Source organism: Polymorphospora sp. A560, assembly GCF_045781765.1.
GTDB classification, from domain to species: domain Bacteria; phylum Actinomycetota; class Actinomycetes; order Mycobacteriales; family Micromonosporaceae; genus Polymorphospora; species Polymorphospora lycopeni.
In genome coordinates this window covers 5,390,509-5,412,628 of the sequence record NZ_CP122282.1, presented here as the reverse complement: position 1 = coordinate 5,412,628, position 22,120 = coordinate 5,390,509, and the positions used below count along the sequence as shown (strand labels likewise).

The 22,120-nt window shown below is 71.5% G+C and carries 26 protein-coding genes, 1 tRNA gene and 1 pseudogene; 10 read left to right on the top strand and 18 right to left on the bottom strand.

The annotated features are described in order from the left end of the window. The first annotated feature begins 6 nt into the window (after positions 1 to 6). Positions 7 to 636, top strand: a complete 630-nt coding sequence (locus QCD66_RS24125) for an NUDIX hydrolase (RefSeq protein WP_364221218.1) — start codon at positions 7 to 9, stop codon at positions 634 to 636. Positions 637 to 703: 67 nt separating this feature from the next. On the opposite strand, the gene QCD66_RS24120 is transcribed toward QCD66_RS24125, so the two are convergent. Then, positions 704 to 970, bottom strand: coding sequence for a TM2 domain-containing protein (locus QCD66_RS24120; RefSeq protein ID WP_212817211.1), 267 nt, complete (start codon positions 968 to 970; stop codon positions 704 to 706). Between the two features lie 324 nt (positions 971 to 1,294). On the opposite strand from QCD66_RS24120, the gene ald reads away from it, so the two are divergent. The 9 genes and pseudogenes from ald to QCD66_RS24075 all read left to right on the top strand — a co-directional run bounded on the left by ald (position 1,295) and on the right by QCD66_RS24075 (position 10,299). Continuing rightward, on the top strand, positions 1,295 to 2,410 hold the full coding sequence (gene ald / locus QCD66_RS24115) for an alanine dehydrogenase (RefSeq protein ID WP_364221221.1): 1,116 nt from the start codon (positions 1,295 to 1,297) through the stop codon (positions 2,408 to 2,410). Beyond that, a complete protein-coding gene (locus QCD66_RS24110) occupies positions 2,407 to 3,405 on the top strand; it encodes a site-specific tyrosine recombinase XerD (RefSeq protein ID WP_375736132.1) in 999 nt (332 codons plus the stop codon). Before ald ends, QCD66_RS24110 begins: the two co-directional genes overlap by 4 nt. 295 nt (positions 3,406 to 3,700) lie before the next feature. Beyond that, complete coding sequence (locus QCD66_RS24105) at positions 3,701 to 4,630, top strand: AAA family ATPase (protein ID WP_364221224.1); 930 nt, start codon at positions 3,701 to 3,703, stop codon at positions 4,628 to 4,630. 41 nt (positions 4,631 to 4,671) lie between these two features. Continuing rightward, complete coding sequence (locus tag QCD66_RS24100; protein ID WP_364221227.1) at positions 4,672 to 5,607, top strand: segregation/condensation protein A; 936 nt, start codon at positions 4,672 to 4,674, stop codon at positions 5,605 to 5,607. 446 nt (positions 5,608 to 6,053) lie between these two features. Then, positions 6,054 to 6,878 (top strand): annotated as a pseudogene (gene scpB, locus QCD66_RS24095) (SMC-Scp complex subunit ScpB); the annotation flags it as partial. After that, positions 6,865 to 7,605 carry a pseudouridine synthase gene (locus QCD66_RS24090; protein WP_364221230.1) on the top strand — a complete coding sequence of 247 codons (741 nt, stop codon included), beginning with the start codon at positions 6,865 to 6,867 and terminating at the stop codon, positions 7,603 to 7,605. The pseudogene scpB and the gene QCD66_RS24090, both read left to right, overlap by 14 nt. A 215-nt stretch (positions 7,606 to 7,820) precedes the next feature. Continuing rightward, a complete protein-coding gene (gene cmk / locus QCD66_RS24085; protein WP_375736129.1) occupies positions 7,821 to 8,501 on the top strand; it encodes a (d)CMP kinase in 681 nt (226 codons plus the stop codon). A gap of 58 nt (positions 8,502 to 8,559) precedes the next feature. Continuing rightward, entirely contained in the window at positions 8,560 to 9,975 is a 1,416-nt protein-coding gene (gene der, locus QCD66_RS24080; protein ID WP_364221236.1) for a ribosome biogenesis GTPase Der, read from the top strand. 250 nt (positions 9,976 to 10,225) lie between these two features. Beyond that, positions 10,226 to 10,299 (top strand) — tRNA-Pro (locus QCD66_RS24075). 82 nt (positions 10,300 to 10,381) lie between these two features. Here QCD66_RS24075 and xerC read toward each other — a convergent pair. From xerC to QCD66_RS23990, 17 genes are all read right to left on the bottom strand, one after another. Beyond that, positions 10,382 to 11,587: a tyrosine recombinase XerC gene (gene xerC, locus QCD66_RS24070; RefSeq protein WP_375736128.1), complete on the bottom strand. Its 1,206-nt coding sequence runs from the start codon at positions 11,585 to 11,587 to the stop codon at positions 10,382 to 10,384. Continuing rightward, on the bottom strand, positions 11,587 to 11,799 hold the full coding sequence (locus tag QCD66_RS24065) for a helix-turn-helix transcriptional regulator (protein ID WP_375736127.1): 213 nt from the start codon (positions 11,797 to 11,799) through the stop codon (positions 11,587 to 11,589). The genes xerC and QCD66_RS24065 overlap by 1 nt, the downstream gene beginning before the upstream one ends. Next, complete coding sequence (locus QCD66_RS24060) at positions 11,796 to 11,996, bottom strand: hypothetical protein (RefSeq protein WP_375736126.1); 201 nt, start codon at positions 11,994 to 11,996, stop codon at positions 11,796 to 11,798. The genes QCD66_RS24065 and QCD66_RS24060 overlap by 4 nt, the downstream gene beginning before the upstream one ends. 434 nt (positions 11,997 to 12,430) lie before the next feature. Then, entirely contained in the window at positions 12,431 to 14,014 is a 1,584-nt protein-coding gene (locus QCD66_RS24055; RefSeq protein WP_375736125.1) for a hypothetical protein, read from the bottom strand. After that, on the bottom strand, positions 14,011 to 14,946 hold the full coding sequence (locus QCD66_RS24050; RefSeq protein ID WP_375736124.1) for a bifunctional DNA primase/polymerase: 936 nt from the start codon (positions 14,944 to 14,946) through the stop codon (positions 14,011 to 14,013). Before QCD66_RS24050 ends, QCD66_RS24055 begins: the two co-directional genes overlap by 4 nt. A gap of 32 nt (positions 14,947 to 14,978) precedes the next feature. After that, entirely contained in the window at positions 14,979 to 15,473 is a 495-nt protein-coding gene (locus tag QCD66_RS24045; RefSeq protein ID WP_375736123.1) for a hypothetical protein, read from the bottom strand. Further along, positions 15,470 to 15,784 (bottom strand): DUF4326 domain-containing protein, encoded by a 315-nt coding sequence (locus tag QCD66_RS24040; RefSeq protein WP_375736122.1) that lies wholly within the window; start codon positions 15,782 to 15,784, stop codon positions 15,470 to 15,472. Before QCD66_RS24040 ends, QCD66_RS24045 begins: the two co-directional genes overlap by 4 nt. After that, positions 15,784 to 16,530 carry a DNA cytosine methyltransferase gene (locus tag QCD66_RS24035; RefSeq protein ID WP_375736121.1) on the bottom strand — a complete coding sequence of 249 codons (747 nt, stop codon included), beginning with the start codon at positions 16,528 to 16,530 and terminating at the stop codon, positions 15,784 to 15,786. Before QCD66_RS24035 ends, QCD66_RS24040 begins: the two co-directional genes overlap by 1 nt. Continuing rightward, positions 16,530 to 16,838 carry a hypothetical protein gene (locus QCD66_RS24030; RefSeq protein WP_375736120.1) on the bottom strand — a complete coding sequence of 103 codons (309 nt, stop codon included), beginning with the start codon at positions 16,836 to 16,838 and terminating at the stop codon, positions 16,530 to 16,532. Before QCD66_RS24030 ends, QCD66_RS24035 begins: the two co-directional genes overlap by 1 nt. Beyond that, complete coding sequence (locus QCD66_RS24025; protein ID WP_407566792.1) at positions 16,835 to 17,086, bottom strand: hypothetical protein; 252 nt, start codon at positions 17,084 to 17,086, stop codon at positions 16,835 to 16,837. Before QCD66_RS24025 ends, QCD66_RS24030 begins: the two co-directional genes overlap by 4 nt. Before the next feature lie 141 nt (positions 17,087 to 17,227). Then, positions 17,228 to 19,441 carry a cell division protein FtsK gene (locus QCD66_RS24020; protein WP_407566791.1) on the bottom strand — a complete coding sequence of 738 codons (2,214 nt, stop codon included), beginning with the start codon at positions 19,439 to 19,441 and terminating at the stop codon, positions 17,228 to 17,230. Positions 19,442 to 19,533: 92 nt separating this feature from the next. Continuing rightward, the gene (locus QCD66_RS24015; protein ID WP_375736874.1) at positions 19,534 to 19,710 is read right to left on the bottom strand and encodes a hypothetical protein; all 177 of its coding nucleotides are present in this window, start codon (positions 19,708 to 19,710) and stop codon (positions 19,534 to 19,536) included. Positions 19,711 to 19,728: 18 nt separating this feature from the next. Beyond that, positions 19,729 to 20,187 (bottom strand): DUF3307 domain-containing protein, encoded by a 459-nt coding sequence (locus tag QCD66_RS24010; RefSeq protein WP_375736875.1) that lies wholly within the window; start codon positions 20,185 to 20,187, stop codon positions 19,729 to 19,731. Between the two features lie 93 nt (positions 20,188 to 20,280). Further along, positions 20,281 to 20,433: a hypothetical protein gene (locus QCD66_RS24005; protein ID WP_375736876.1), complete on the bottom strand. Its 153-nt coding sequence runs from the start codon at positions 20,431 to 20,433 to the stop codon at positions 20,281 to 20,283. Positions 20,434 to 20,461: 28 nt separating this feature from the next. Further along, positions 20,462 to 20,662 (bottom strand): hypothetical protein, encoded by a 201-nt coding sequence (locus tag QCD66_RS24000; RefSeq protein WP_375736877.1) that lies wholly within the window; start codon positions 20,660 to 20,662, stop codon positions 20,462 to 20,464. Then, positions 20,662 to 21,774 (bottom strand): hypothetical protein, encoded by a 1,113-nt coding sequence (locus QCD66_RS23995; RefSeq protein ID WP_375736878.1) that lies wholly within the window; start codon positions 21,772 to 21,774, stop codon positions 20,662 to 20,664. Before QCD66_RS23995 ends, QCD66_RS24000 begins: the two co-directional genes overlap by 1 nt. Continuing rightward, positions 21,771 to 22,112, bottom strand: coding sequence for a hypothetical protein (locus QCD66_RS23990; RefSeq protein ID WP_375736879.1), 342 nt, complete (start codon positions 22,110 to 22,112; stop codon positions 21,771 to 21,773). The genes QCD66_RS23995 and QCD66_RS23990 overlap by 4 nt, the downstream gene beginning before the upstream one ends. Positions 22,113 to 22,120: the final 8 nt, after the last annotated feature.

Genomic DNA, 22,120 nt, shown 5'->3' with positions numbered 1-22,120 from the left:
CGGCAGGTGAGCACGCCGGACGGCGGGCACGTCTTCGAGGTCCGGTCCAGCGTCGAGCGGTTCGACGGGCCGGTGTTCTCGGTCGTCACCGACGAGGTGACGATGCCCGGCGGTGGGGTCGCGGCCCGTGACTACGTACGGCACGTCGGCGCGGTCGGTGTGGTCGCGCTCGACGCCGACGGCAGGGTGGTGCTGGTCGAGCAGTACCGGCATCCGGTGCGGCAGCGGCTGTGGGAGCTGCCGGCGGGCCTGATCGACGTGCGGGGGGAGGGGCTGCCCGAGGCGGCGCTGCGCGAGCTGGCGGAGGAGGCCGACCTGCGGGCCGGCCGGATCGACGTGCTCGCCGACCTGCACACCTCGCCGGGCTGTTCGAACGAGATGATCCGGGTCTTCCTGGCCCGGGACCTGACACCGGTTCCCGACGGGGAGCGGCACGAGCGGCACGGCGAGGAGGCCACGATGCGGGTGGCGCGGGTGGACCTCGATGAGGCGGTGGCGATGGTCTTCACCGGCGCGGTGACGAACGCGGCGGCGGTGGGTGGTCTGCTGGCCGCCGCGCGGGCCCGCGACGCCGGGTGGGCGCCGCTGCGGCCGGCCGACGCGCCGTTGCCCACGGCCGGCGCCGGCGAGCGGTAGCCGCGCCGGGGGTTTCGCGCCCCCGGGGGTCGACGGGTCGGTCCGTCACCCCCGGGGGCGTTTCGCGTCAGTCCCGCAGGGGGCGTCCCTGCGCGTCGGTACCGCCGTTGACAAGGATGAGGATGCCGTCGATGAGGCCCCAGAGCGAGCCGAGACCACAGGTGATGAGGGTGACGACGAGCTGGAGTACGCCGGTCTTGGTGTCGCCGATGTAGAACCGCCCGACGCCGAAGCCGCCGAGGAAGATGCCGAGCAAGCCGGCCACCAGCTTGCTTTTGTCCGAGTAGCCGCCGGCCGCGCCGGGGTACTGACCCGGGTATTGAGGGTTAGTCATGAGGCGGGAGCATAGTGATCTAGCCTCTCCGTGTCAGTGTGGAAATGCGGCACGTTTCCTGAATTGTTAAGAAGATCCCAGTACGGTTCATGTCGGATGGCCGACGCGAATGCCCGTGAGCTGCCGCAAAGGGCTTGCCGACGGGTTGCCCGCCGCCCGGGTGGCGGCACCCCGGCCGGGGTAACAAGATGTCAGGCGACGGGGCGGTTGGATACCAGCCTGATGCCCGACCGGCGCAGGTTATCGGTTCTAGACTGCCGCGGTCAGGTTCGGCGCAGACGGGCAACGAGGCGCGTCCGCCGCACGGATTGAGGGGTGTGCGTTGTGAAGGTCGGAATCCCGCGCGAGATCAAGAATCACGAGTACCGTGTGGCGATCACCCCCGCGGGGGTCCACGAGTTCACCCGCAACGGCCACCAGGTCTACGTCGAGACCGGCGCCGGCCTCGGCTCGTCGATCACCGACGACGAGTTCGCCGCCGCCGGCGCGACCATCGCGCCCAGCGCCGACGAGGTGTGGCAGACCGCCGACCTGGTCCTGAAGGTCAAGGAACCGATCACCGAGGAGCACCACCGGATGCGCCCCGGCCAGGTGCTGTTCACCTACCTGCACCTGGCCGCCTCCAAGGAGTGCACCGACGCCCTGATCGACCGGAAGGTCACCGGGATCGCGTACGAGACCGTCGAACTGCCCGACCGGTCGCTGCCGCTGCTCGCCCCGATGTCCGAGGTCGCCGGCCGCCTCGCCCCCCAGGTCGGGGCGTACCACCTGATGCGCTCCGGCGGCGGGCGCGGCGTGCTCATGGGCGGCGTCCCCGGCGTCTACGCGGCCAAGGTCGTCGTCATCGGCGCCGGTGTATCCGGCATGAACGCCGCCGCCATCGCGCTCGGCATGCAGGCCGAGGTGCTGCTGCTGGACAAGAACATCGCCCGGCTGCGCGACGCCGACGCCGACTACCGCGGCCACCTGCAGACCGTCGCCTCCAACGCGTACGAGATCGAGCGGGCCGTCATCGACGCCGACCTGGTCATCGGCGCGGTCCTGGTGCCCGGCGCCAAGGCCCCGACCCTGATCTCCAACGAGCTGGTGTCCCGGATGAAGCCCGGCAGCGTACTGGTCGACATCTCCATCGACCAGGGCGGCTGCTTCGAGGACTCCCGCCCCACCACCCACGCCGACCCGGTCTACAAGGTCCACGACTCGCTGTTCTACTGCGTGGCCAACATGCCCGGCGCCGTCCCGCACACCAGCACGTACGCGCTGACCAACGTCACCCTGCCGTACGCGCTGGAACTGGCCAACCGCGGCTGGCGCGACGCGTTGCGCCGCGACCCCGCCCTCGCCCTGGGCCTGAACACCCACGACGGCCAGGTCACCTACGGCCCGGTCGCCGAGGCCCACGGCATGACCACCCTGCCGCTCGCGGAGGTGCTCGCCTGACGGCGTCGACCACGGCCGCGAAGGCCGGTGACCGGCCAGTCCCGGCACCGGCCCTGCGGCGTGCGGTCCGCACCTACCTCGACCACCTGACCGTCGAGCGCGGCCTGTCGGCGAACACCCTCACCTCGTACCGGCGGGACCTGGACCGCTACCTCGACACGCTGGCGGCCGACGGCGTCGACGACCTCGCCGCGATCGGGCCGGCGCAGGTCGCCGCGCACGTCGCCCGGCTGCGCGAGGGCGACACCGACCACCCGCCGCTGTCGGCCGCCTCCGCCGCCCGGGCCGCCAGCGCCGTACGCGGACTGCACCGCTTCGCCGTACGCGAGGGACTCGTCGGCCACGACGCCAGCCGCGACGTACGCCCGCCGGCACCGCCGCGCCGGTTGCCGAAGGCGCTCGACGTCACCGAGGTGGTCGCCCTGCTGGAGGCCGCCGGCCCGGACGGCACCGCCGCCGACGCCGCCCCGCTCGGCCTGCGCGACCGGGCCCTGCTGGAGTTCCTGTACGGCACCGGCGCGCGGATCTCCGAGGCGGTCGGTGCCGCCGTCGACGACCTCGACCTGCCGGCCGGCGCCGCCACCCTGCACGGCAAGGGCGGCCGGACCCGGCTGGTGCCGATCGGCGGCTACGCCGTCGCCGCCCTGCACGCATACCTGGTCCGGGCCCGGCCCGGCCTGGTCGCCGCCGGCCGGGGCACCCCGGCGGTCTTCCTCAACGCCAGGGGCGGGCCGCTGTCGCGGCAGAGCGCCTGGACCATCCTGCGCCGTGCCGCCCAGCGCGCCGGCCTGCCCGTCGACGGCGCCCGGGCGGTGTCGCCGCACACCCTGCGTCACTCGTACGCCACGCACCTGCTCGACGGCGGCGCCGACGTACGGGTCGTGCAGGAACTGCTCGGCCACGCCTCGGTGACCACCACCCAGGTCTACACCCTGGTGACCGTCGACCGGCTCCGTGAGGTGTACGCCACTTCCCACCCCCGCGCCCGCGGGTGACCACCGGCCCGATCCGCCCGGTGACCACGGGCCGGACCCGTTTCACCGGAGTGTCGACACGCCGACCCGGTGCCGGCGGAGGTCCCCGGACGTGGCGTACAGTCGCAGGCGGCGCGAGCGTCGCCGGCGGTGGCAACGGGAGGCTCGCCACGCCGTGAAGGTCACCACCGGTACGCGGGTGACACCGGAACGACGGTGGCACCGGACCCGGGGGGTGCGGCCACGGCAGCGGGGTGTTCCAGGGCTCCGGTCGGGTCCGGCGCGCGGCGGTCGTCGGGAGGGGGCGTGACGTTCAATGGCTGGCAACGGTGACCGGGCCGAGGCGTGGACCTCCAGCCTCCGCGAACAGCAGGCCGGCCTGGACCTCGGTGCCGAACTCGGCCCCGCCGACCCGGCCGCCTACACGATGCGCAAACCCATCCCCGAACCGATGCCCACCGACCGGCACGGTCCGGCCCGCATCATCGCGATGGCCAACCAGAAGGGCGGCGTCGGCAAGACCACGACGACGATCAACCTGGGCGCCGCGCTGGCCGAATACGGCCGCAAGGTCCTGCTCGTCGACTTCGACCCGCAGGGCGCGCTGTCCGTCGGTCTCGGCGTCAACCCGCACAACCTCGACCTGTCGGTCTACAACCTGCTGATGCAGGACGACGTCACCGCCGAGGACGTCCTGATCAAGACCGACGTGGCCGGCCTGCACCTGCTGCCGGCCAACATCGACCTGTCGGCGGCGGAGATACAGCTCGTCAACGAGGTCGCCCGCGAGATGGCGCTGGCCCGGGTGCTGCGCTCCATCCGCAAGGAATACGACTACATCCTCATCGACTGCCAGCCGTCGCTGGGCCTGCTCGCCATCAACGCGCTCACCGTCGCCAACGGCGTGCTGATCCCGCTGGAATGCGAGTTCTTCAGCCTGCGCGGGGTCGCGCTGCTGCTGGACACCATCGACAAGGTCCGCGAACGGCTCAACTTCGACCTCGAACTCGAAGGCATCCTCGCCACCATGTACGACAGCCGCACCACCCACTGCCGGCAGGTGCTGCAACGCGTCGTGGAGGCGTTCGGTGACAAGGTCTACCAGACCGTCATCACCAAGACCGTCAAGTTCCCCGAGTCGACCGTCGCCGGCGCCCCGATCACCACGCTCGACCCGGCCTCGTCCGGAGCGCGCAACTACCGGCAACTGGCCCGCGAGGTGATCGCGCAGCAGTCCGCCCGTTGACCGCAGCGGAGGCCCCGATCACAGTGCACTACGGTCAGCAGGTGACCGCCCCCGACGCCGTACCCGCAGCACCGCCGGGCACCGACCCGGCGGCCGGGCCGGGCGGCGACGAGGCCGGCACCGGGTTCACGGTACGGCTGGAGAACTTCACCGGCCCGTTCGACCTGCTGCTGCAACTCATCGGCAAACACAAGCTCGACGTCACCGAGGTCGCCCTGCACCGGGTCACCGACGAGTTCATCGCCTACATCCGGGCGATGGGCGACGAATGGGACCTCGACGAGGCCAGCGAGTTCCTGCTGGTCGCCGCGACCCTCCTCGACCTGAAGGCGGCCCGGCTGCTGCCCGCCGCCGACGTCGAGAACGAGGAGGACCTCGCCCTGCTCGAGGCGCGCGACCTGCTCTTCGCCCGGCTGCTGCAGTACAAGGCGTTCAAGGAGGCCGCCGCGCACATCGCCGAACTCGAGGCGGTCGGCGCCCGCCGCTACCCGCGGGCGGTCACCCTCGAGGACCGGTACGCCCAGGCGCTGCCCGAACTCGTCCTCGGCGTCGGCCCGCAGCGGCTGCTGAAACTCGCCGTCAAGGCGATGACGCCGAAACCGGTGCCGGTGGTGTCGATCGCGCACATCCACCAGGTCCGGGTCAGCGTCCGCGAACACGCCGCGATCCTGCGCGACCGGCTGCGACGGGCCGGCACCGCGACCTTCGACGTGCTCTGCGCCGACTGCGAGTCGACGCTGGAGGTGGTGGCGAGGTTCCTGGCCCTGCTGGAGCTCTACCGCGAGGGCCTGGTCGACTTCACCCAGGTGCAGGCGCTGGGGGAGCTGACCGTGCGGTGGAACGGCGGCCAGGACGCCGACGCCGAACTGGACATCGACGAGTACGCCGGCACCCCGGCCGCCGGGGACGGCCCGACCGCGGGCGGCGCCCCGGAGGCGGCCGGCGCCGGTGTGCGGGACGGGGAGGAGGCACGGTGAACGGCGACGAGCGCCGGGAGTCACTGGCCGAACAGGCGGCGGCGTGGGTGCCGCCGTGGGAACGGACCGCCGCCCCCCGCAAGCCCGACGAGCAAGCCGACCCGGCTGCAGCCGACCCCGGCCCGGACGACCGGGCTCTCGCCGACCCCGGGCCAGACGACCGGGCTCTCGCCGACTCCGGCCCGGACGACCGGGCTCCGGTCGGGACGGTCTCGGTCGACGTCTCCGGCGCCGAGCCGGACGGTGCGGCGCCCGCCGGCGAGCCCGCGGAACCGCTCCCCGGGACGCGCCCGGTCACCGACGTCGACGCCGACCCGACCACCGGCACCGCGACGACGCCCGCCGAACCGGTCGAGCCGTCGACCGAGCCGAGCGGACCGGTCGAGCCGGCCGGACCGACCGAGGCGACCGGACCCGCCGCCCCGGCGGTCCGGGACAAGCCCGCCGTACCGGACGAGCCCACCCCGCCGGCCGTCCGGGACCGGCCCGCCGCCGAGGACCCGCCACCGGCCGGGGAACCGGAGCCGACCGACCCCACGGGCGGGGACGCCGCGACGGCGGAGCCCAACGGCTCCGGCCCGCCAGCTTCCGGCGAGCCCGCCGGCTCCGGCCCGCCGGCGCAACCGGCCGCCGGACCGGAGCCGGCGGTGCCCGTACCGGGAAGGAAGGGCAACCGGACCGCGGCGCGCGACCGGCGACCCGAACCCGAACTGCCGGCCCTGACCGACGACGCCGAGCTGCGCGGCGCCCTGGAGGCGATCCTGCTGGTCGTCGACCAGCCGGTCGCCGACGTCGTCCTCGCCCAGGTGCTGGAGCAGCCGACCGCCCGGGTCACCGCGACCCTGGAACGTATCTCGGCCGACTACACCGCCGCCGGGCACGGCTTCGAACTGCGCCGCGCCGCCGGCGGCTGGCGGCTCTACACCCGGCCGGAATACGCCGCCTACGTCGAACGGTTCGTCCTCGACGGGCAGTCCGTCCGGCTCACCCAGGCCGCGCTGGAGACCCTCGCCGTGGTCGCCTACAAGCAGCCGGTGACCCGGTCGAGGATCTCCGCCATCCGGGGTGTCAACTGTGACGGGGTGCTCCGTACCCTGGTGACACGCGGACTCGTCGAGGAATGCGGCACCGAGTCCGAAACCGGGGCGTTCCTCTACCGGACGACCGTGCTGTTCCTGGAGAAACTGGGACTCGACACGGTCGACCAACTGCCGCCGCTCGCCCCGTTCCTGCCCGACGACGTGGAAGAGATAGCCGATGCCCAGCGATGAGACCCGCGGCCCCGAACGCCTCCAGAAGGTGCTCGCCGCCGCCGGGGTGGGATCCCGCCGCGCCTGCGAAGACCTGATCTTCCGCCGCCGGGTCACCGTCGACGGGCGGGTCGCGCAACTCGGCGACAAGGCCGACCCCAGGGTCGCCGAGATCCGCGTCGACGGCGAACGTCTGATCACCGACACCCGGCTGGTCTACCTGGCGCTGAACAAGCCCCGCGGCGTCGTCTCGACCATGGACGACGAGAAGGGCCGCACCGCGCTGGCCGACTTCCTCGACCGGGTCGAGGAGCGGGTCTACCACGTCGGGCGGCTCGACGCCGACAGCGAGGGCCTGCTGCTGCTCACCAACGACGGCACCCTGGCCAACAAGCTCATGCACCCGTCGTACGGGGTGCAGAAGACCTACCTGTGCGAGGTGGCCGGCCCGGTGCCGAAGAACCTCGGCAAGCGGCTCATGGCCGGCGTGGAGCTGTCGGACGGGCCGGCGCGGCTCGACGCGTTCCGGGTCGTCGACAGCCTCGGCCGCACCGCCCAGGTCGAGGTGACCCTGCACGAGGGCCGCAAGCACATCGTGCGGCGGCTGCTGGACGAGGTCGGCCACCCGGTGTCCCGGCTGATCCGCACCTCGATCGGCCCGATCCGCCTCGGCGACCTGCGGCCCGGCCGCAACCGCCGGCTCACCAACGCCGAGGTCGCCGCCCTCTTCAAGGCCGTCGGCGACTGACCTCCGCCCACCCCGCCCGCGGGCGTGGCCCCGTCGTGCCCGCTGACGTGCGGCGACGCCTTCCCGCCGGCCCGCGGCGCCGGCCCGGCCCCCGGTTGCCGGTGGCCGGCGTCGGTGCGTTCGGCGTACCGGGGCATGATGGACCAGGGAAACGGGCAGTCCGTGGGTGTCGGAACCGGTGAGTCCGTGGATGTCGAGACCGGCTAGGAGGAACGGTGGCGGAAAAGGTACGGGCCGGGCGATGTGTGATCGCCCTGGACGGGCCGTCCGGTTCGGGTAAGTCCACCGTCTCCCGCCGGCTGGCGGACGCGCTCGGCGCCCGCTACCTCGACACCGGCGCGATGTACCGGGCGGTCACCTGGGCGGTGCTGCGCAGCGACGTCGACCCGCAGGACGCCGACTCGGTGGCGAAGGTGGCCGCCGAACTCGACCTCGAGATCGGGACCGACCCGCACGTGGCGCGCGTACGCGTCGACGACACCCCGGTCGAGACCGACATCCGTGGCCCGGAGGTCACCGCCGCGGTCTCCGCGGTGTCCGCCGTACCCGCCGTCCGCAAGCTCATGGTCGCCCGCCAACGGGAGATCATCGCGGCGGCCGGCTGGATCGTCGTCGAGGGCCGGGACATCGCCGCGGTGGTCGCTCCCGACGCCGAGCTGAAGGTCTACCTGACCGCGTCCGCCGACGCCCGCGCGCGGCGGCGCAGCGCCGAGTACGCCACCGACGTCGACGCCACCGCCGCCGACCTGGCCCGCCGGGACCGGCTCGACTCCACCCGGGCCGCCGATCCGCTACGGCAGTCGGTGGACGCGGTGGAACTGGACACCACCGAGATGGGCATCGACGAGGTCGTCGCCTACCTGCGGCAGCTCGTGGCCACCAAGGTGTCGCTGTGAGCGGTTTCGTGGTGTGTGCCGCCGCAGAAGAATCGAGCGAGGGTATGGGTGGGCTCAGGTGACCGACCGGGACGAGTGGGACGAGTGGGTAGAGCTGGAGGAGGAGTCCGAGGCCGACGCCGGTGAGCCGACCGGTCCCGTTCCGGTCGTCGCCGTGGTGGGACGGCCGAACGTCGGCAAGTCGACCCTGGTCAACCGGATCATCGGACGGCGGCAGGCGGTCGTCGAGGACACCCCCGGGGTGACCCGCGACCGGGTGCCGTACGACGCCCAGTGGATCGGCCGCCAGTTCACCGTGGTCGACACCGGCGGCTGGGAACCCGACGCCAAGGACCGGGCCGCCGCGATCGCCGCGCAGGCCGAGATCGCGATCGGCACCGCCGACGTCGTCGTCTTCGTCGTCGACGCCGTCGTCGGCTCCACCGACGTAGACGAGGCCGCCGTACGGATGCTGCGCCGCAGCGCCAAGCCGGTGCTGCTGGTCGCCAACAAGGTCGACAACGCGGCCCTGGAGGTCGAGGCGACGTCGCTGTGGTCCCTCGGGCTCGGCGAACCACACCCGGTGTCGGCCCTGCACGGCCGCGGCTCCGGCGACCTGCTCGACGCGATCATCAAGGCGATGCCGGAGGCACCGCCGGTCAGCGAGCCCGGCGTACGCGGCCCGCGCCGGGTCGCCCTCGTCGGCCGGCCGAACGTCGGCAAGTCGAGCCTGCTCAACCGGGTGTCCCGCGAGGAGCGGGCGGTCGTCGACTCGGTCGCCGGCACCACCGTCGACCCGGTCGACAGCCTGGTCGAGATCGGCGGCCAGCCGTGGCAGTTCGTCGACACCGCCGGGCTGCGCAAGCGGGTGAGCCAGGCCAGCGGCACCGAGTACTACGCCAGCCTGCGTACCGCCGGCGCCATCGAGGCGGCCGAGGTCGCCGTCGTACTCCTCGACGCCGCCGAACCGATCAGCGAGCAGGACCAGCGGATCCTGACGATGGTGATCGAGGCCGGCCGGGCCCTGGTGATCGCCTTCAACAAGTGGGACCTGGTCGACGCCGACCGGCGCTACTACCTCGACAAGGAGATCGACCGGGAGCTGAAGCGGATCCCGTGGGCGATCCGGGTGAACATCTCGGCCAAGACCGGACGGGCCGTCGAGAAGCTCGCTCCCGCCCTGCGTACCGCCCTGGAGAGCTGGGAGACCCGGGTACCGACCGGGCAGCTCAACCAGTGGCTGACCGCGCTGGTGCAGGCGACCCCGCACCCGGTGCGCGGCGGCCGGGCACCCCGGATCCTCTTCGCGACCCAGGCCGGGGTGGCGCCGCCGCGGTTCGTGTTGTTCACCACGGGGCCGCTGGACGCCGGCTACCAGAGGTTCGTCGAGCGCAAGCTGCGCGAGGAGTTCGGCTTCGCCGGCAGTCCGGTGGAGGTCTCCGTACGCCCCCGCAAGCGCCTGGGCCCCGGCGGCCGAGGCAAAGCCCACGGCTGACGCTCTTTCGCCTTCTGCCCACCGCCCTGGCCCCTTGATCCACGTGATCAGGGACCAGGGCGGGCGTGTCTCCGGTGTGTCTGGGGCAGGGTCCCTGATCAGGCTCTTCCATGGGCACCTAGCCTCCTAGGATGGCCTAGGGGGTGTGTGGTGGGCGGGGTGACGCGCGGGAGGGGGATACGGATGCGCGTCGTCGAAAGGTCTGCGCTACGCTGTACCGGCTGCCGCAAGGGGGACCATGCGACAGCAACGGGACGTGGCGCAGCTTGGTAGCGCACTTGACTGGGGGTCAAGGGGTCGTCGGTTCGAATCCGGCCGTCCCGACAAACGAAAGAAGGCCGTTGACCGAGGCATGCGCCCTGGTCAACGGCCTTCTTCATTGTCGCGCGTGGACGGTCGGCGGCGTCTAGGCGGTGAGTCCCTGGGGACCAATTGGGGACCGGAGCGCCTTCAGGTGGGCGCTCAGGGCCGTTCCGGCGTCCGTGAACGCCTGCCGGTCGGGGTGTAGGTACCGCTGGGTCGTGGTCAGCGAACCGTGGCCGGCGATCTTGCGTAGGACGTGCACCGGCACCCCGGCGTCGGCCATCCAGGTAAGGCCGGTGTGTCGAAGGTCGTGCCGGCGAAGGTGCTCGAATCCGAGCTTTGTTACCACCTCATCCCAATGGGTCGCGTCACGCAGAACAGCGGTGCTGATCCGTCCGCCGCGCGGTCCGGTGAACAGCCGGGCCGCAGGATCGGATACGGCGTCGACCCGCCGGGCGACGATCGGCCGGATTTCCTCGATCAGGGGCACCGTACGTGCGCGTTTGCCTTTCGTGCCCTTGTCGATAAGGCCACCCGGTCCGGGAGTCGTTTGCCGGCGAACGGTCCACATCCACGTGTCCGTGTCGACGTCTTCCGCGCGGACCCCGGAAACCTCGCCGATTCGGGCGGCGGTGCACGCGGCGAACTTCACCAGGTCGCCCCATCCGGCGAACTGTTGCGCGGATCGTGCGATCAGGGCGTCGGCGAGGGTGGTCAGTGTTTCCCAATCGCGCAGTGCGAGGGATCGCGGGTTGTCCAACTCGTCTTCTGCCTGTTTGTAGGCGTGTTGCCATCCGGTCACGGTTGCTGGATTGCGGTCCCGTAACCCGTCCCGCACGGCCTGTTCCATCACGCGTACCAGTACGGCGAGGGTGTTCTTGACGGTCGACCGGCTGCACTCGTCCGCAATCCAGCCGTGAACGGCCCGGTCAACGGCGCCATTGGTGAGCATCCGAACGGGGATGTGACCGAGAGCAGGCACGACGCGCCTACGCCAGCCGGCCAAGTACGGGTCGAGCGTCTTTCGTTCCAACCCGCGTAGGGCCAGCGACATCACGCTGTCCCCGTATTCGGCCAGGCGTTTGGTTGCGGCCGCGGGGTCGATGCCGGCCTGGGCGGCGCCGACCATGTCGTCAATCCATGCCTGAGCCGCTTCGGGGGTCTTGAACGATTGCGACTTGGACAGGCGCCGTTTGCTCGTCGGGTCGGTCCAGCGGACCCGTGCCCGGTACGCCTGCTCTCGGCCGGGCCGGTGCTCGACGTCGGGGGAGAGGTCGACGCCGATCGGCGGGTTTTGCGGGTTCGCCATCAGGCGGCCACCGCCGGGTCGATCCGGCGGGCGGAGAGCCAGCGCCGGACGTCTTCAGGGGCGTACTTCACGACCCGTTCCGAGATTCGGATGAACGGCGGCCCTTGTACCGGGCTGGTCGTACGCCAGCGGCGGATGGTGGACGGGTCGACACTGAGCAATTCGGCAAGCTCCTCGGTGGTCATGAGCGCGTTCAGCGGGAGCGAGATCACTTTGACTCCTTCGTGCGGCGAGGGCTGGCGTCGAGATAGATCCGTTCCAAGGTGGAGGGTGATCGGTCGCGGTAGCGACGGCTGATGGTGTGGATGTCGAGCGTTACGGCGAGGGTGGCGAGGGTGGCGGTTATCTCGGCGGGGGTGCCGTGCAGCCTGATTCGCACGGTGGGTGCCTTTCGTGCGCGGATGGTCATCGGTGGAGGATCAGGGAGGTATCGCCACAGAAGGGCTTAGGGTGACCCCCTGAGAGCGTTGTAGGCGCAAGATCTCAGGCGTTCCGGTGTGTTGGTATGCGTCGATCCGTCTCAGGGGCTCTCAGGGGGTCGTTCGCTTCGGGTCGGGCCGTGTCTCGGTCGCGGTCCGTCGTTGCTCCTGCGCTGAGGGCTGAAACATCTCCTCATCCCCTCATCTCCGCAAACGCGCCCTTGACCTCGGAAAACGTTTGCGGAGATGAGGAGGTGGTCGGAGAGTTCGTCTCCGCAACGGCCCGCTATCCCCACAGAGGTTGCGGCGTTGTGGAGATGGATTCTGTTCGATGGTGGAGATCTCCGCAGGGTGTTTGTGCTGGTAGCGGGCCGGTTTTGCGGCGTTGCTGCGTTGCGGAGATGTTTCAGCGGGTTTCCGGGGTCTAGCCGTTGTGGCGTTCGACCCAGAAGACGTTTCGGTCGCCGCGTTCGCTCTTGCGGGAGCGTAGGACGTGGTCGCCGCGCCACCGGCCGACCTGCCCGGTGAGCAGTCGGCCGAGTGACAGTGGGTTGGGTAGGCGGCCGTTGTGGGTGGTGATGAACTGCCCGTCCCATGCGTCAACGACGTCGCCGCCGAAGGTTTGGGGTTCGGCGTCGCGGCGTAGCTCGGCGGCCGTCATCGGCTGGCCACCGTGGCGGTCGTGCCAGCAGGTGAGGAACCCGCGCCAGCGGGTTTCGTCTTCATCGATCCCGGATACGGCGGCGACGTTGGTCAGGAACCCGTCGATGCCGTGGTGGCCGAGGAACCCGCCGAGGGCGTTCGCCCACGGCGTGAACTGCCGCATCGACACCCCCGATGCACGGGGTGCGCCGTTGTTCGTCCAGTCCAGCACCAGCACCAGCAGGTGCCACAGCACGGTGAGCTGGTTGGCGGGGACGGTGATCCACTGGTCAAGGTGCGGGATACCGAATCCGGATTGGTCGCGTTGGTCGGGGCGGGGCATGTTCGGATCGAGGTGCACCCGCACCGTGCGGGATGCCATGTCGCCGCCGACCTGGAGGTTGTTGCCCGTGGCCATCCACAGCCGGTCATTGACCGTGGCCACGTTCCGCGACGCCCCCAACTGCCGATCCGACCACACCCCGGCCGTGACGAGCAGGGCGAGGGTCGCAGAGTCGATGACGGTGCCCTCGGGGACGTTGTCCCAGATGACCACGCCGACCTGTTCAGCCAACACGGCCGTGATCGACTTGCGTAGCTCCTCCTCGCTGTCGGCCCACGGCATCATCCGCTGCCCGTACAACATCCCCGGCCCCGCGGTCAGGATGCTCTTGCCCGACGCGGGCATGGTCGCATCGATGAGCGCGAACGGGGTCAGGGAGCGGGTGAAGTGCCGCAGGATCGGCGTCGCCAACAGAGCGACGTAGTTCGCCCGGTCGGCCGCCGTCGACCACGGGAAGTCGCGCAGGAACCGGCCGAGCAGGAACTCTCGCGCCTGGCGTACCTGCTCCGCGGTGGGTCGGTCCGGGACCGGCGGTAGGGCGACCTTGGAGGCGAGATAGAGGCCGGTCGCCGGGTCGTAGCCCGGTCGCTGCAACAACGTCCCGTCCCGTCGCAGCACCGGCGCCCCGATGATCCCGCGTAGCGCGTCGACCTTCGGCCAGGTCTTGCCGGCCAGCACCGATGACAGGATGTCCCGCGGCGGGGTCACCTCCTCTTCGACCACCTCGGGGTCACCGCTGTTGTTCTTGCGGGTGCGCAGCCGGTAGACGTAGGCGTGTTCGGCGAGCAGCCCGGCCAGCCCGGCCGGATTCAACCGGGACGCCGACACCGGCAGGGGGGAGTCTTCGTCTACGCCGCCGGACAGGCCACCGGAGACGGTTTCCATGTGGACCAGATCCCCGGCGGACACGTAGGTGTCGGGCAGCAGCCCGTTCTGTAGGGCGTTCTTGACGACACGGATCGTTTCCGGGCCGGTACCGACCTGCACCCGCACCGGCTCTGTGGTCTCCGTGGTGGTGGTCATGCGGCCACCGTCCGGGGCCGCTTGCGGCCGGCGGTCAGCCCGGACCGTACGGTGCGGGCGGTCTCGGCCCGGCCGAGGCCGGCGCGGGTCGCCGCCTGGCCGAGCACGGCTTCGGCGTCGTCTTCGGCCAGGGCGCCACCGGCCACGAGCTGGCCGAGGGCTACCGAGGCGATGTAGAGGCACCGGTTGCGTTCGCCTTCGGTGGCGTCGGTGACGCGGGCGGTTTCCCGCCGGATGGCGGCGGCGAGGTAGCGGCCGGTCCGGTCGGTGTTCAAGTCGACCACGACCGGCCGGGCCGGCGGCATCGGCGCGGGGGCGAGTAGCCCGGCCAGCCAACGCGGTAGCGGCATCGGGGCTAGGTCGACGGCGACCACGTACGGCTGACCGTTCGCGGTCGACCCGGCGGCGACGACGTATCCGCCGTGGGCGCGGGTGTCGACCAGCCAACCGAGGCGGCCGGCCGTGTTCCGCAGGTCCGGGCCGCCGGTGGGGTGGCGGTAGTAGAGGTGGGTGCCGCCACGGCCGGTCGTGACCGTGTAGGTCAGGTCCGGCACCGGCTGTTCGGCGCGTTCGGCGATGACGGTGAACACGTCGCTGCCGTCGCGGATACCGTCCAGCCGCCATGCGGCCGGCGGGGTCTGGTCGGGCTTGGGTGTGTCCAGGTCGACCACGACCAGCCCGGACGGGCCGCACGCGATACCGACCCCGTACGGGCGGGCCGACCACGCCCGCCGGATACGGGCCGGGTCGACGGTGGCGCGTTCCTCCCAACCGACGTGCCGGCCGGCAGCGTGGCATCGGGGGTCAGTGCGGTCGCAGCGCTCCGCGGTGCACCGGGCGGGAAAGGCGGGCCGCTTGTCGTCAGGGATGAGCGGGAAGACGTGCCAGCCGCGTTCGGCGTAGCCGAGGGCGGCGGTGAGCAGGTCAGACATGGAAACTCTCTCCGTTCCGGTCGGTCAGGAGGTCAGGCGGGACGGGGCAGGGTGAACAGCCCGGCCGAAGGCCGGTCCGATCGGCTCGTCCGTGGGTGCAGCGGCACGACCGGTGCCAGCCCGGCCGGGCCGACGAACGGGCGACGCGGCGCGGTCGAAGCGGCGGCCCGTAGTGCGGCGACTACCTCGGCCGGGGTCCGGCGAGGGGCGTGCGACCACGGGATGACCGGGGCACGCAGCCCGGCCGCGCCGTAGCTGGACAGGTGGTGGTTGAGGTGATCGAGGGTGGCCGCGTACGCGTCGGCCGTGCCGGGCGGGGTGCTGGTCAGGAACCACTTCGGTTGGCCGACCAGCGCGGCCCGGACCGCGCCGAGGATCGACGCCGGGTAAAGGCCGGTGCGGTGGACCGGGCAGTTGCGCTGGCAGCCGTCGTGGGCGTCGTAGAGGTAGCCGCGGAACCAGCCGTGTCGGGTGATGTAGGCGGCGGCGGTGTGCAGGGTGTCGGGGATGGTGGTCGGCCGGGTCACGACGTGTCCCCGGTGAGGTGGGCGAGCAGGATGTCGGCGTGGCAGGGCTGGCCGATCGGGCACCAGCAGGCCAGGTTCCGGTCGGCGAGTTCCCGGCGGGCGGCGGCGATCAGGTCGGGCCGGCCGGCCATCCACCGCCGGTACCGGTCGACCGCCTCGGCCCGGCCGTCCGGGGTCGGCTCCGCGGCGGGGAACGGGTTGCCCCACCGGCCGGGCCGGCCGACGTAGACGGTGTTTGCCGGCATGCGCCAGCCGCGGGACCGGCGCCGCTGGACACGCCGCGGCAGGGCGGGTGCGGTGTCGTCGGCCATCACGCGGCCCGCCTGGCGGTGGCTGACGCAGTGCGGTTGGTGATCAGTCGGCCGATGTGTTCGGCGACGTCAGGGACGACGGCGTTTCCGAGTGCGCGACGTCGGTCCACGCCGGCGGGAACCCCATGAGCCATTCGAGCCACGTCGGGTTCGGTGGCCCACCGACCGCGTCCCCCAGGTCGCACGTCCCGGAGCCCGTCTTCGCCATCCGGCGTAGCAGGGCCGGTTCGCTGAGCCCGCCACGGGCACCGTCCTTGGCCTTGGGGGTGGGCCAGTATGAACAGGCGCTTACGTGGGTGTGGGGCGCCCATCTCGCAAGCGCTGATGTAGCCGGCACGGGCGGTGTATCCGAGTCGGTGCAGGTCGGCGAGAACAAGGTTGAGTCCGCGGGTTCGCAGACCGGGCACGTTCTCGGCGACGACCCATTCGGGCCGTAGGTCGGCGATGACGTCGGCCATCGGGTTCCAGAGCCAGCGGGGATCCGCCTGTGCCAGTTTGCGACCCGCGTCGCTGACCGGCTGGCACGGGAATCCACCGGCGACAACGTGAACAGCGGGACGGGGACGGGACCGCCACCAGGCGACAGCGGTTCGGACGTCGTCATGACGGGGCACCTCCGGCCAGTGGGCGGCGAGCACGTGACGGCAGAACGGGTCGATCTCGACCTGACCGACGACGGTCATCCCGGCCCGTTCCAAACCGAGTTCCAGACCGCCGATCCCGGCGAACAGCGACAGCACGTTCATCACGCCGCCCCCCGGCGGTACCGGTCGGGTGCCGGTCGGCCGGCGAGCGTCGCGCGGGTGACCAGCGTGCGCAGGTCGCCGAGCAGCGTGCCGAGCTGCCGGCGGGCGGCCGGCTCGGCCGGGGCGAGCGCGATCCTGAGTCGGACGTCGGCGTACTCGCCTCCGCCGTCGACCAGGACGCGGGTGAGTACGGCCTGGCCGTGGCCGGGCAGGTCGACCACGATCTCCTCGGCTCGGTGTTCGGCGAGGTTGCAGCGGTGGTCACGGGCACACCAGTCGGTGTGCGGCCGGGGCCGGCGGCGGTTCATCGGGTGCCGTCCCGGCGGACCTGGTTGATGCGGTTGTAGATTCGGCGGCCGGCGCGTAGCCGTCGGCCGGTGCCGTCGCAGCGGCGGCATTCCCGGAACGCGCGGCCGGACGGGGAGCGTCGGCGGCCGGTTCCGGTGCAGCGTCGGCAGGCTTTGAACGGCCAGACCGAGCAGGCAACGGTGTAACCGAGGGTGATCAGGATGGCGGTGGTGGCGAGGGTGCCAGCACCGATGGCGGGGGTGTCCACAACAGCCTCCCAGGCCGGTTTTTGGGTGCATGAGGCTGTGAGCTGCTATCTGCTAGATCGCAGCTCAGGTTTCCGATGGGGTGCTAGCGGGGCTGCTATCGCTAGCAGAGCGAGCCGCTATCGATAGCAGCCCCGCACGGGTTAGTCCGCCGACCGCTTCCGGTTACGTTCGGTGATCGCGGTGAGGAGGTCGGCGTGGGCGAAGCCGCGCCGGGTGATCTGCTTGCCGTCGATGCGCCGGCCGACGTCCCGCACGGTGATCGACGGGTGCGGCTTGAGCGCGGCGGTCAGTTGCGCCGACTCCCACCCGCCGTAGACGTCGGGCCGCAGTTCGGCGAGCAGCGTGCACAGCGTCTCGTTCCACGCCGACTTCTCCCCGGCGGGCCAGACCTGGGCGAGGTCGGCGAGCACGTCGGCGATGTGGGCGGCGTCGCGGGTCTGGCTGTCCGGCTCGGGCAGCGTCCCCGCCGCCTGCCGCAGCGCGACGGCGCGGGCGACGATGCGGGCGGCGGAGTCGGTGTTGACGTAGTACGAGCGGACCGACGCGGGCTTGCCGAAGCCGCGCAGGATGCCCCACCCTGCCTCATCAACCGGCTGGAACACCGTGGCGCGGTAGCCCTGCTTGTACGACGACGTCCCGAGGATCATGTCGTTCGCCGTCTGGTCAGCAACGGACAGGCAGAACCGGGAGTTGACGTTGCGGGTGATGCCGGTCGGCAGGCTGTCCTTGTCCGGAATCTGGGTACCGATCAGGATGATCACCCCGAGCGCGCGGCCGAGCTTGATGACCTTCTCCAGGATCTCCCCGGCGTCCTTGCCGTACTTGCTGGTCATCAGCTCTTGCAGCTCATCGAACCAGGCCACCAGCGGGTGAAGGCCAGAGCCCTTCAGCGACGCGAGTTCGGGCGTGACCTTGTTCTCCGGGGCCTTGCCCAACCGGGCGTAGTGCTCGATGCGCTTGGACCGGCGGCGGCATTCCTCGTACAGCCACTCGATGAACGCGAAGCAGCGGGCGAGGGTGTCGTCATCGAAGCCGTTGCCGTACTCGGTCATGACCGGTTCCAGCACGGCGAAGTCGCCAACGCCCTTCAGTTCGTAGCCCCGGATCTCCGTACGCGCGTCCAGGGCGGCGGCGAGGACCAAGTCCCGCAACGCGAACGTCTTACCGGAGCCGGGCTGGCCGCCGAACAGGTAGTTACGGAACATCAGACTGACGTCAACGTTCTCCAGCCGGGGCGTGGTGGCCAGGGGGAACGGCTTGAACACGTCGACCTTCGCCGACGACGACAGCAACGGCCAGGCCGGCTGCTTCATCTGCGACGCCGGCTCGTACCCGACCCACAACGCCAGCCGGCCGGTGTGCCCGTCAGCCGGTTCGGGCCACACCTGGTCGAGCGGCAGCCGCAACGCCGAGGCCAGCTTGCCCCGCCTGGCGACCACCTCCGAGGCTTCGACGCCGTACGGCAGGTCGACGATGGCGATGTGTCCGGGGCCGTCGCGGTGAATGTCGACCGGGAAGCTGATCGCACGGGGGTCCTTGGCTACCGCGGAGTTGATGCCGGACAGTCCGAGCGAGGTCAGGCCGCGTCGGACGAGTTCGGCGGTGAGCTTGCGGTAGCGGGTCGCCTCGGTCACCCGGTCGGTGATCGGCTTGTCATCCGGCCGACCCACCCGCGCCAGCAGCCCGACCATGCCGGCTAGTGCCGCCCACGGCGCCCACTCCGGAACCGGCCCGTAGGCCAGGACCAGGCCACCCGCCGTCGCCGCGCCGGCACCGGCGGCGAGCAGCCACCACCGCCACGTCGACTGACGCTGCCGGCGCGTGTCGAGCTTCAACCACTGGTCAATGTCCGACGACGAACCACGACCAGCGGCAGCCTGCCGCAACCCGTAGTTGCCCTCCTCCGCACTGGCCCACAACAGCAGCCGACCAGTGCCCTTGAACAGCCCTACCGGGCACCACACCAGCAGCTTTCCCGCGTACTTCGGCACCCGGACCGCGTGAAACGCCGACACGTACCCGAAGTCCTTGAGCTGCCAGCGGATCGCGGCCTTGATGCCGCGCATGGTGTAGGCCCAGCGGGGCAGGATCGCCCGGCGGTCCGGGCGGCGGGTCGGGGTGAATCCGGGGTCGTCGTCCCGGTCGACCGGCGCACCGAGCGTCGGCGCGTCGTCGTCAAGCGACTCCGCATCCCCGTCGCTGTCGGGGTCGATGTCGTCGGCGACCGGGCCGGGCGAGGTGCCCCCGGTGCGGCGGTTGCGGACCTTGTCCAGGTCGACCACCTCGGCGTCGACCACCTCACCATCGATGATCCGGCCGTCGAAGTCGTCGGGCTGGTAAGCGTTGCTGCTCATTGCTTCTCCAGTCAGAGTTTCCGGTTTCGTTGGGGCGGCGGCGCGGCCCGGTTGGTGGTCACGGGCCGCGCCGCGCGGTAGGGGTTCGGTAGTCAGCGGTTGCAGGTGTTGGCATGGCTGGACAGCAGCGCCAGCGCGGGAGCGAGCCCGGCCTTGTACTGGTTGAGGCCGCACCCGGTGCAGATCACGCTGTAGTGGCCGGCGCCGTCCATGAGCACGTACGCCTCGTGCAGGCCCTTGGTGTAGACGGTTCGCGATACCTGCTGCATCTCGGTTCCTCTCTGCGGTCAGGCGATGATCAGGGCGGCGGCGAACAGGAAGAACAGGTGAAACGACTGGTCAAGCGCGTAGGCGCCAGTGCCGAGAGACGGGTTGTCATCGCGGCCGGGGCGGGGCGTGCCGAGGGCGTAGAAGCGGGCCGAGCCGAGCAGTTCGGCGAGCTTGCGTAGCGGGGTGCGGCGGTCGGCGATGTAGTGCGACACAGACGACACCGCGAGTCCGACCGCGACCGGCCCGACGTCCAGCCGCAGACCGGTCGCGGCCATCACGGCGAGCAGGGCTAGGCCGGCGGTCAGGGTGTAGGTGGTGACGTGGGCGGCGCAGGCGAGGCGGCCGGGCCAGCCGGGGCGGCCCTTGCAGTCGGCCTGGTGCTGGGTCTGTACCCAGTGGTCGGCGACCTGGTGCGCGACGTAGAGAGCGGCGAACACGGCGGCGAAGGTGGCCAACGGGTCGGCGGGTGAGAGCATGGAAGTCCTTCCCGAGGTCTGTTGGCTGAGGGGATTTGGGCCGGCGGCACGGCACGGGTTTCCAGGCCACGAGGGCCGTGCCGCCGGGCGGGGTCAGCGGTTCTTGTGCGGCCGTCCGAGGCCGGCGCAGTGGCCGATGGACTCGCGCTGGCAGTCCTTGCAGCGCAGGTCCGGGCGCGGGGTCGGCTGCTGTTGGGCGATGAGCTGCGCGGCCAGTTCGACGGTGCTCTTGTCCTTCTTGCTCACTTCGGTTTCCTGTCTGTCGTCGGTCGGGTCAGGTGTTGGGGTTCAGGTCCTCGCACAGCACGGTGAGGCCGGTCAGCAGGTCTTCGAGCACGGCCTGTCGGTCGGCGTCCTCGTCGTTGAGCCGCGTCTCGGCGCGGGTGATGAGCTGGTCGATCCGGTGTCGGGCCGATGCGATCTGCCGGCGGTAGCCGGCGGCGGTCACGGCAAGGTGACCGGCGACGTCGGACATCACGCGGCCTTCGCGGGCGGGGTGTCTGTCGACACGCTGTCGACAGCGTGTCGGCGGTGGCGCTTGACCGTGGCCTCGGACAGACCGAGCCGGGCGGCGATCGTGGCGTCGGACGCCTTCGGGGATCGGGCGATCGCGGCGGCGACCCGATCGGCGGCCGACGGCTGGCGCTTCGCCGGACGGGTTGCCTTGACCACCGGGGCCGCAGGTTCCGATACCGGGGTCGGTTCGGGTGCCGGTGGCAGCTCCACCACGGGCGCCGGAACGGGCGTTGGTGGCGTCACCGGGGCGGCCGGTTCACCGTGCGCGGGTACGGGTGCGGGGATGGTGAGGTTCAGGTCGGCCAGGCGGGGCGCGTTATCCCACGGCCGGGCGGCGGTGGCGTAGGAGTCGAAGACACCGATCAGGAACGCCGTACCGGCCGCGCCGATCGGGCCGACCGAGTGCGCCAGCCCGCCACCGAGCGCAGTTAGGAATCCGTCGCCGTGCCAGCCACCGGCCAGGTTCAGCGCCAGCGACAACGCGAGTGCAGTCCACTCGGCGACGTCGGCACGCCAGTCGGTGTCACCGCCCGCCGACCGCAACACGGCCCGGCCGATGATGATCAGCGCCACGACGGTGATCAGGGCCGGTTCCATCGCCCACCCGGCCCACCAACCGGCCGTACCCGGTTCCAGGCCGAGCAGCCGAACCACGCCGGCCTGAACGCCGGTCGTGGACCAGGCGGCGAACGCGGCCAGAACCGGGATACCGGCCAGCAGGGTCACCTGCCGCACCCGCGCCACCCGGAGCGCCCGCATCTCCGCGGACCGTTCGATGTCGGCACGCACCCGCGCCCGCGCACCCGACCGGGCCGCCCGCCGGTACAACTCCGCCAGTGCCGCGGATTCGTCGGCGTCGCGGACACGTTCCCGCCGCGCCCGCGCCGCAGCTGCGGCACGCTCGTCAACGTCGGCGATCGCCACCCGGTGCTCGGCGTCCTGCGCCCGCCGCGCCCGCGCATCCTCCCGCCGGACGCCGATGACCTCACGGGCTTCCAACAGACCGGCCCGCAACGAGTCGGCCGACTCGGCCACCCGGCCGGACCGCTTGTAGATGCTCACCAGGCTCATCCGGTCACCGCCAGCGCCGACAGCTTGTCCGCCGTGTCGGCGTCGAGCGGGCCGGGGTCGGTGCGGTCCGTGGCGTAGGCGCTGATCTTCCAGCCGTGCCACGTCGGCCAGGCGTACAACGTCCGGTACGGGATACCGTCGCCCCTGACCTCGGTGTACTCGTGGGTTGTCACGTCGTCCGACTTGAGTCCGGCCGCGTGCAGCCAGGAGCGCAGGTCTGCGATCGATTCGAACTCGACGCGCAGGCTCTGCCCGTCGCCCGCCTGTCGAATCTCGGTCGGGTTGGTCAGCAGCAGCAATTCGGCGAACACCGTCCGCCGGGACTTCCGTTCGGTCATTGCACGAA

What these genes read in the sequence shown, in the direction of transcription:
- QCD66_RS24120 (WP_212817211.1), bottom strand. Translation starts at nt 970, where the DNA reads ATGACTAACCCTCAATACCCGGGTCAGTACCCCGGCGCGGCCGGCGGC.
- QCD66_RS24105 (WP_364221224.1), top strand. Translation starts at nt 3,701, where the DNA reads ATGGCTGGCAACGGTGACCGGGCCGAGGCGTGGACCTCCAGCCTCCGC.
- QCD66_RS24090 (WP_364221230.1), top strand. Translation starts at nt 6,865, where the DNA reads ATGCCCAGCGATGAGACCCGCGGCCCCGAACGCCTCCAGAAGGTGCTC.
- xerC (WP_375736128.1), bottom strand. Translation starts at nt 11,587, where the DNA reads ATGGCGAACCCGCAAAACCCGCCGATCGGCGTCGACCTCTCCCCCGAC.
- QCD66_RS24060 (WP_375736126.1), bottom strand. Translation starts at nt 11,996, where the DNA reads ATGACCATCCGCGCACGAAAGGCACCCACCGTGCGAATCAGGCTGCAC.
- QCD66_RS24055 (WP_375736125.1), bottom strand. Translation starts at nt 14,014, where the DNA reads ATGACCACCACCACGGAGACCACAGAGCCGGTGCGGGTGCAGGTCGGT.
- QCD66_RS24050 (WP_375736124.1), bottom strand. Translation starts at nt 14,946, where the DNA reads ATGTCTGACCTGCTCACCGCCGCCCTCGGCTACGCCGAACGCGGCTGG.
- QCD66_RS24040 (WP_375736122.1), bottom strand. Translation starts at nt 15,784, where the DNA reads ATGGCCGACGACACCGCACCCGCCCTGCCGCGGCGTGTCCAGCGGCGC.
- QCD66_RS24035 (WP_375736121.1), bottom strand. Translation starts at nt 16,530, where the DNA reads ATGAACGTGCTGTCGCTGTTCGCCGGGATCGGCGGTCTGGAACTCGGT.
- QCD66_RS24030 (WP_375736120.1), bottom strand. Translation starts at nt 16,838, where the DNA reads ATGAACCGCCGCCGGCCCCGGCCGCACACCGACTGGTGTGCCCGTGAC.
- QCD66_RS24020 (WP_407566791.1), bottom strand. Translation starts at nt 19,441, where the DNA reads ATGAGCAGCAACGCTTACCAGCCCGACGACTTCGACGGCCGGATCATC.
- QCD66_RS24015 (WP_375736874.1), bottom strand. Translation starts at nt 19,710, where the DNA reads ATGCAGCAGGTATCGCGAACCGTCTACACCAAGGGCCTGCACGAGGCG.
- QCD66_RS24010 (WP_375736875.1), bottom strand. Translation starts at nt 20,187, where the DNA reads ATGCTCTCACCCGCCGACCCGTTGGCCACCTTCGCCGCCGTGTTCGCC.
- QCD66_RS24000 (WP_375736877.1), bottom strand. Translation starts at nt 20,662, where the DNA reads ATGTCCGACGTCGCCGGTCACCTTGCCGTGACCGCCGCCGGCTACCGC.
- QCD66_RS23995 (WP_375736878.1), bottom strand. Translation starts at nt 21,774, where the DNA reads ATGAGCCTGGTGAGCATCTACAAGCGGTCCGGCCGGGTGGCCGAGTCG.
- QCD66_RS23990 (WP_375736879.1), bottom strand. Translation starts at nt 22,112, where the DNA reads ATGACCGAACGGAAGTCCCGGCGGACGGTGTTCGCCGAATTGCTGCTG.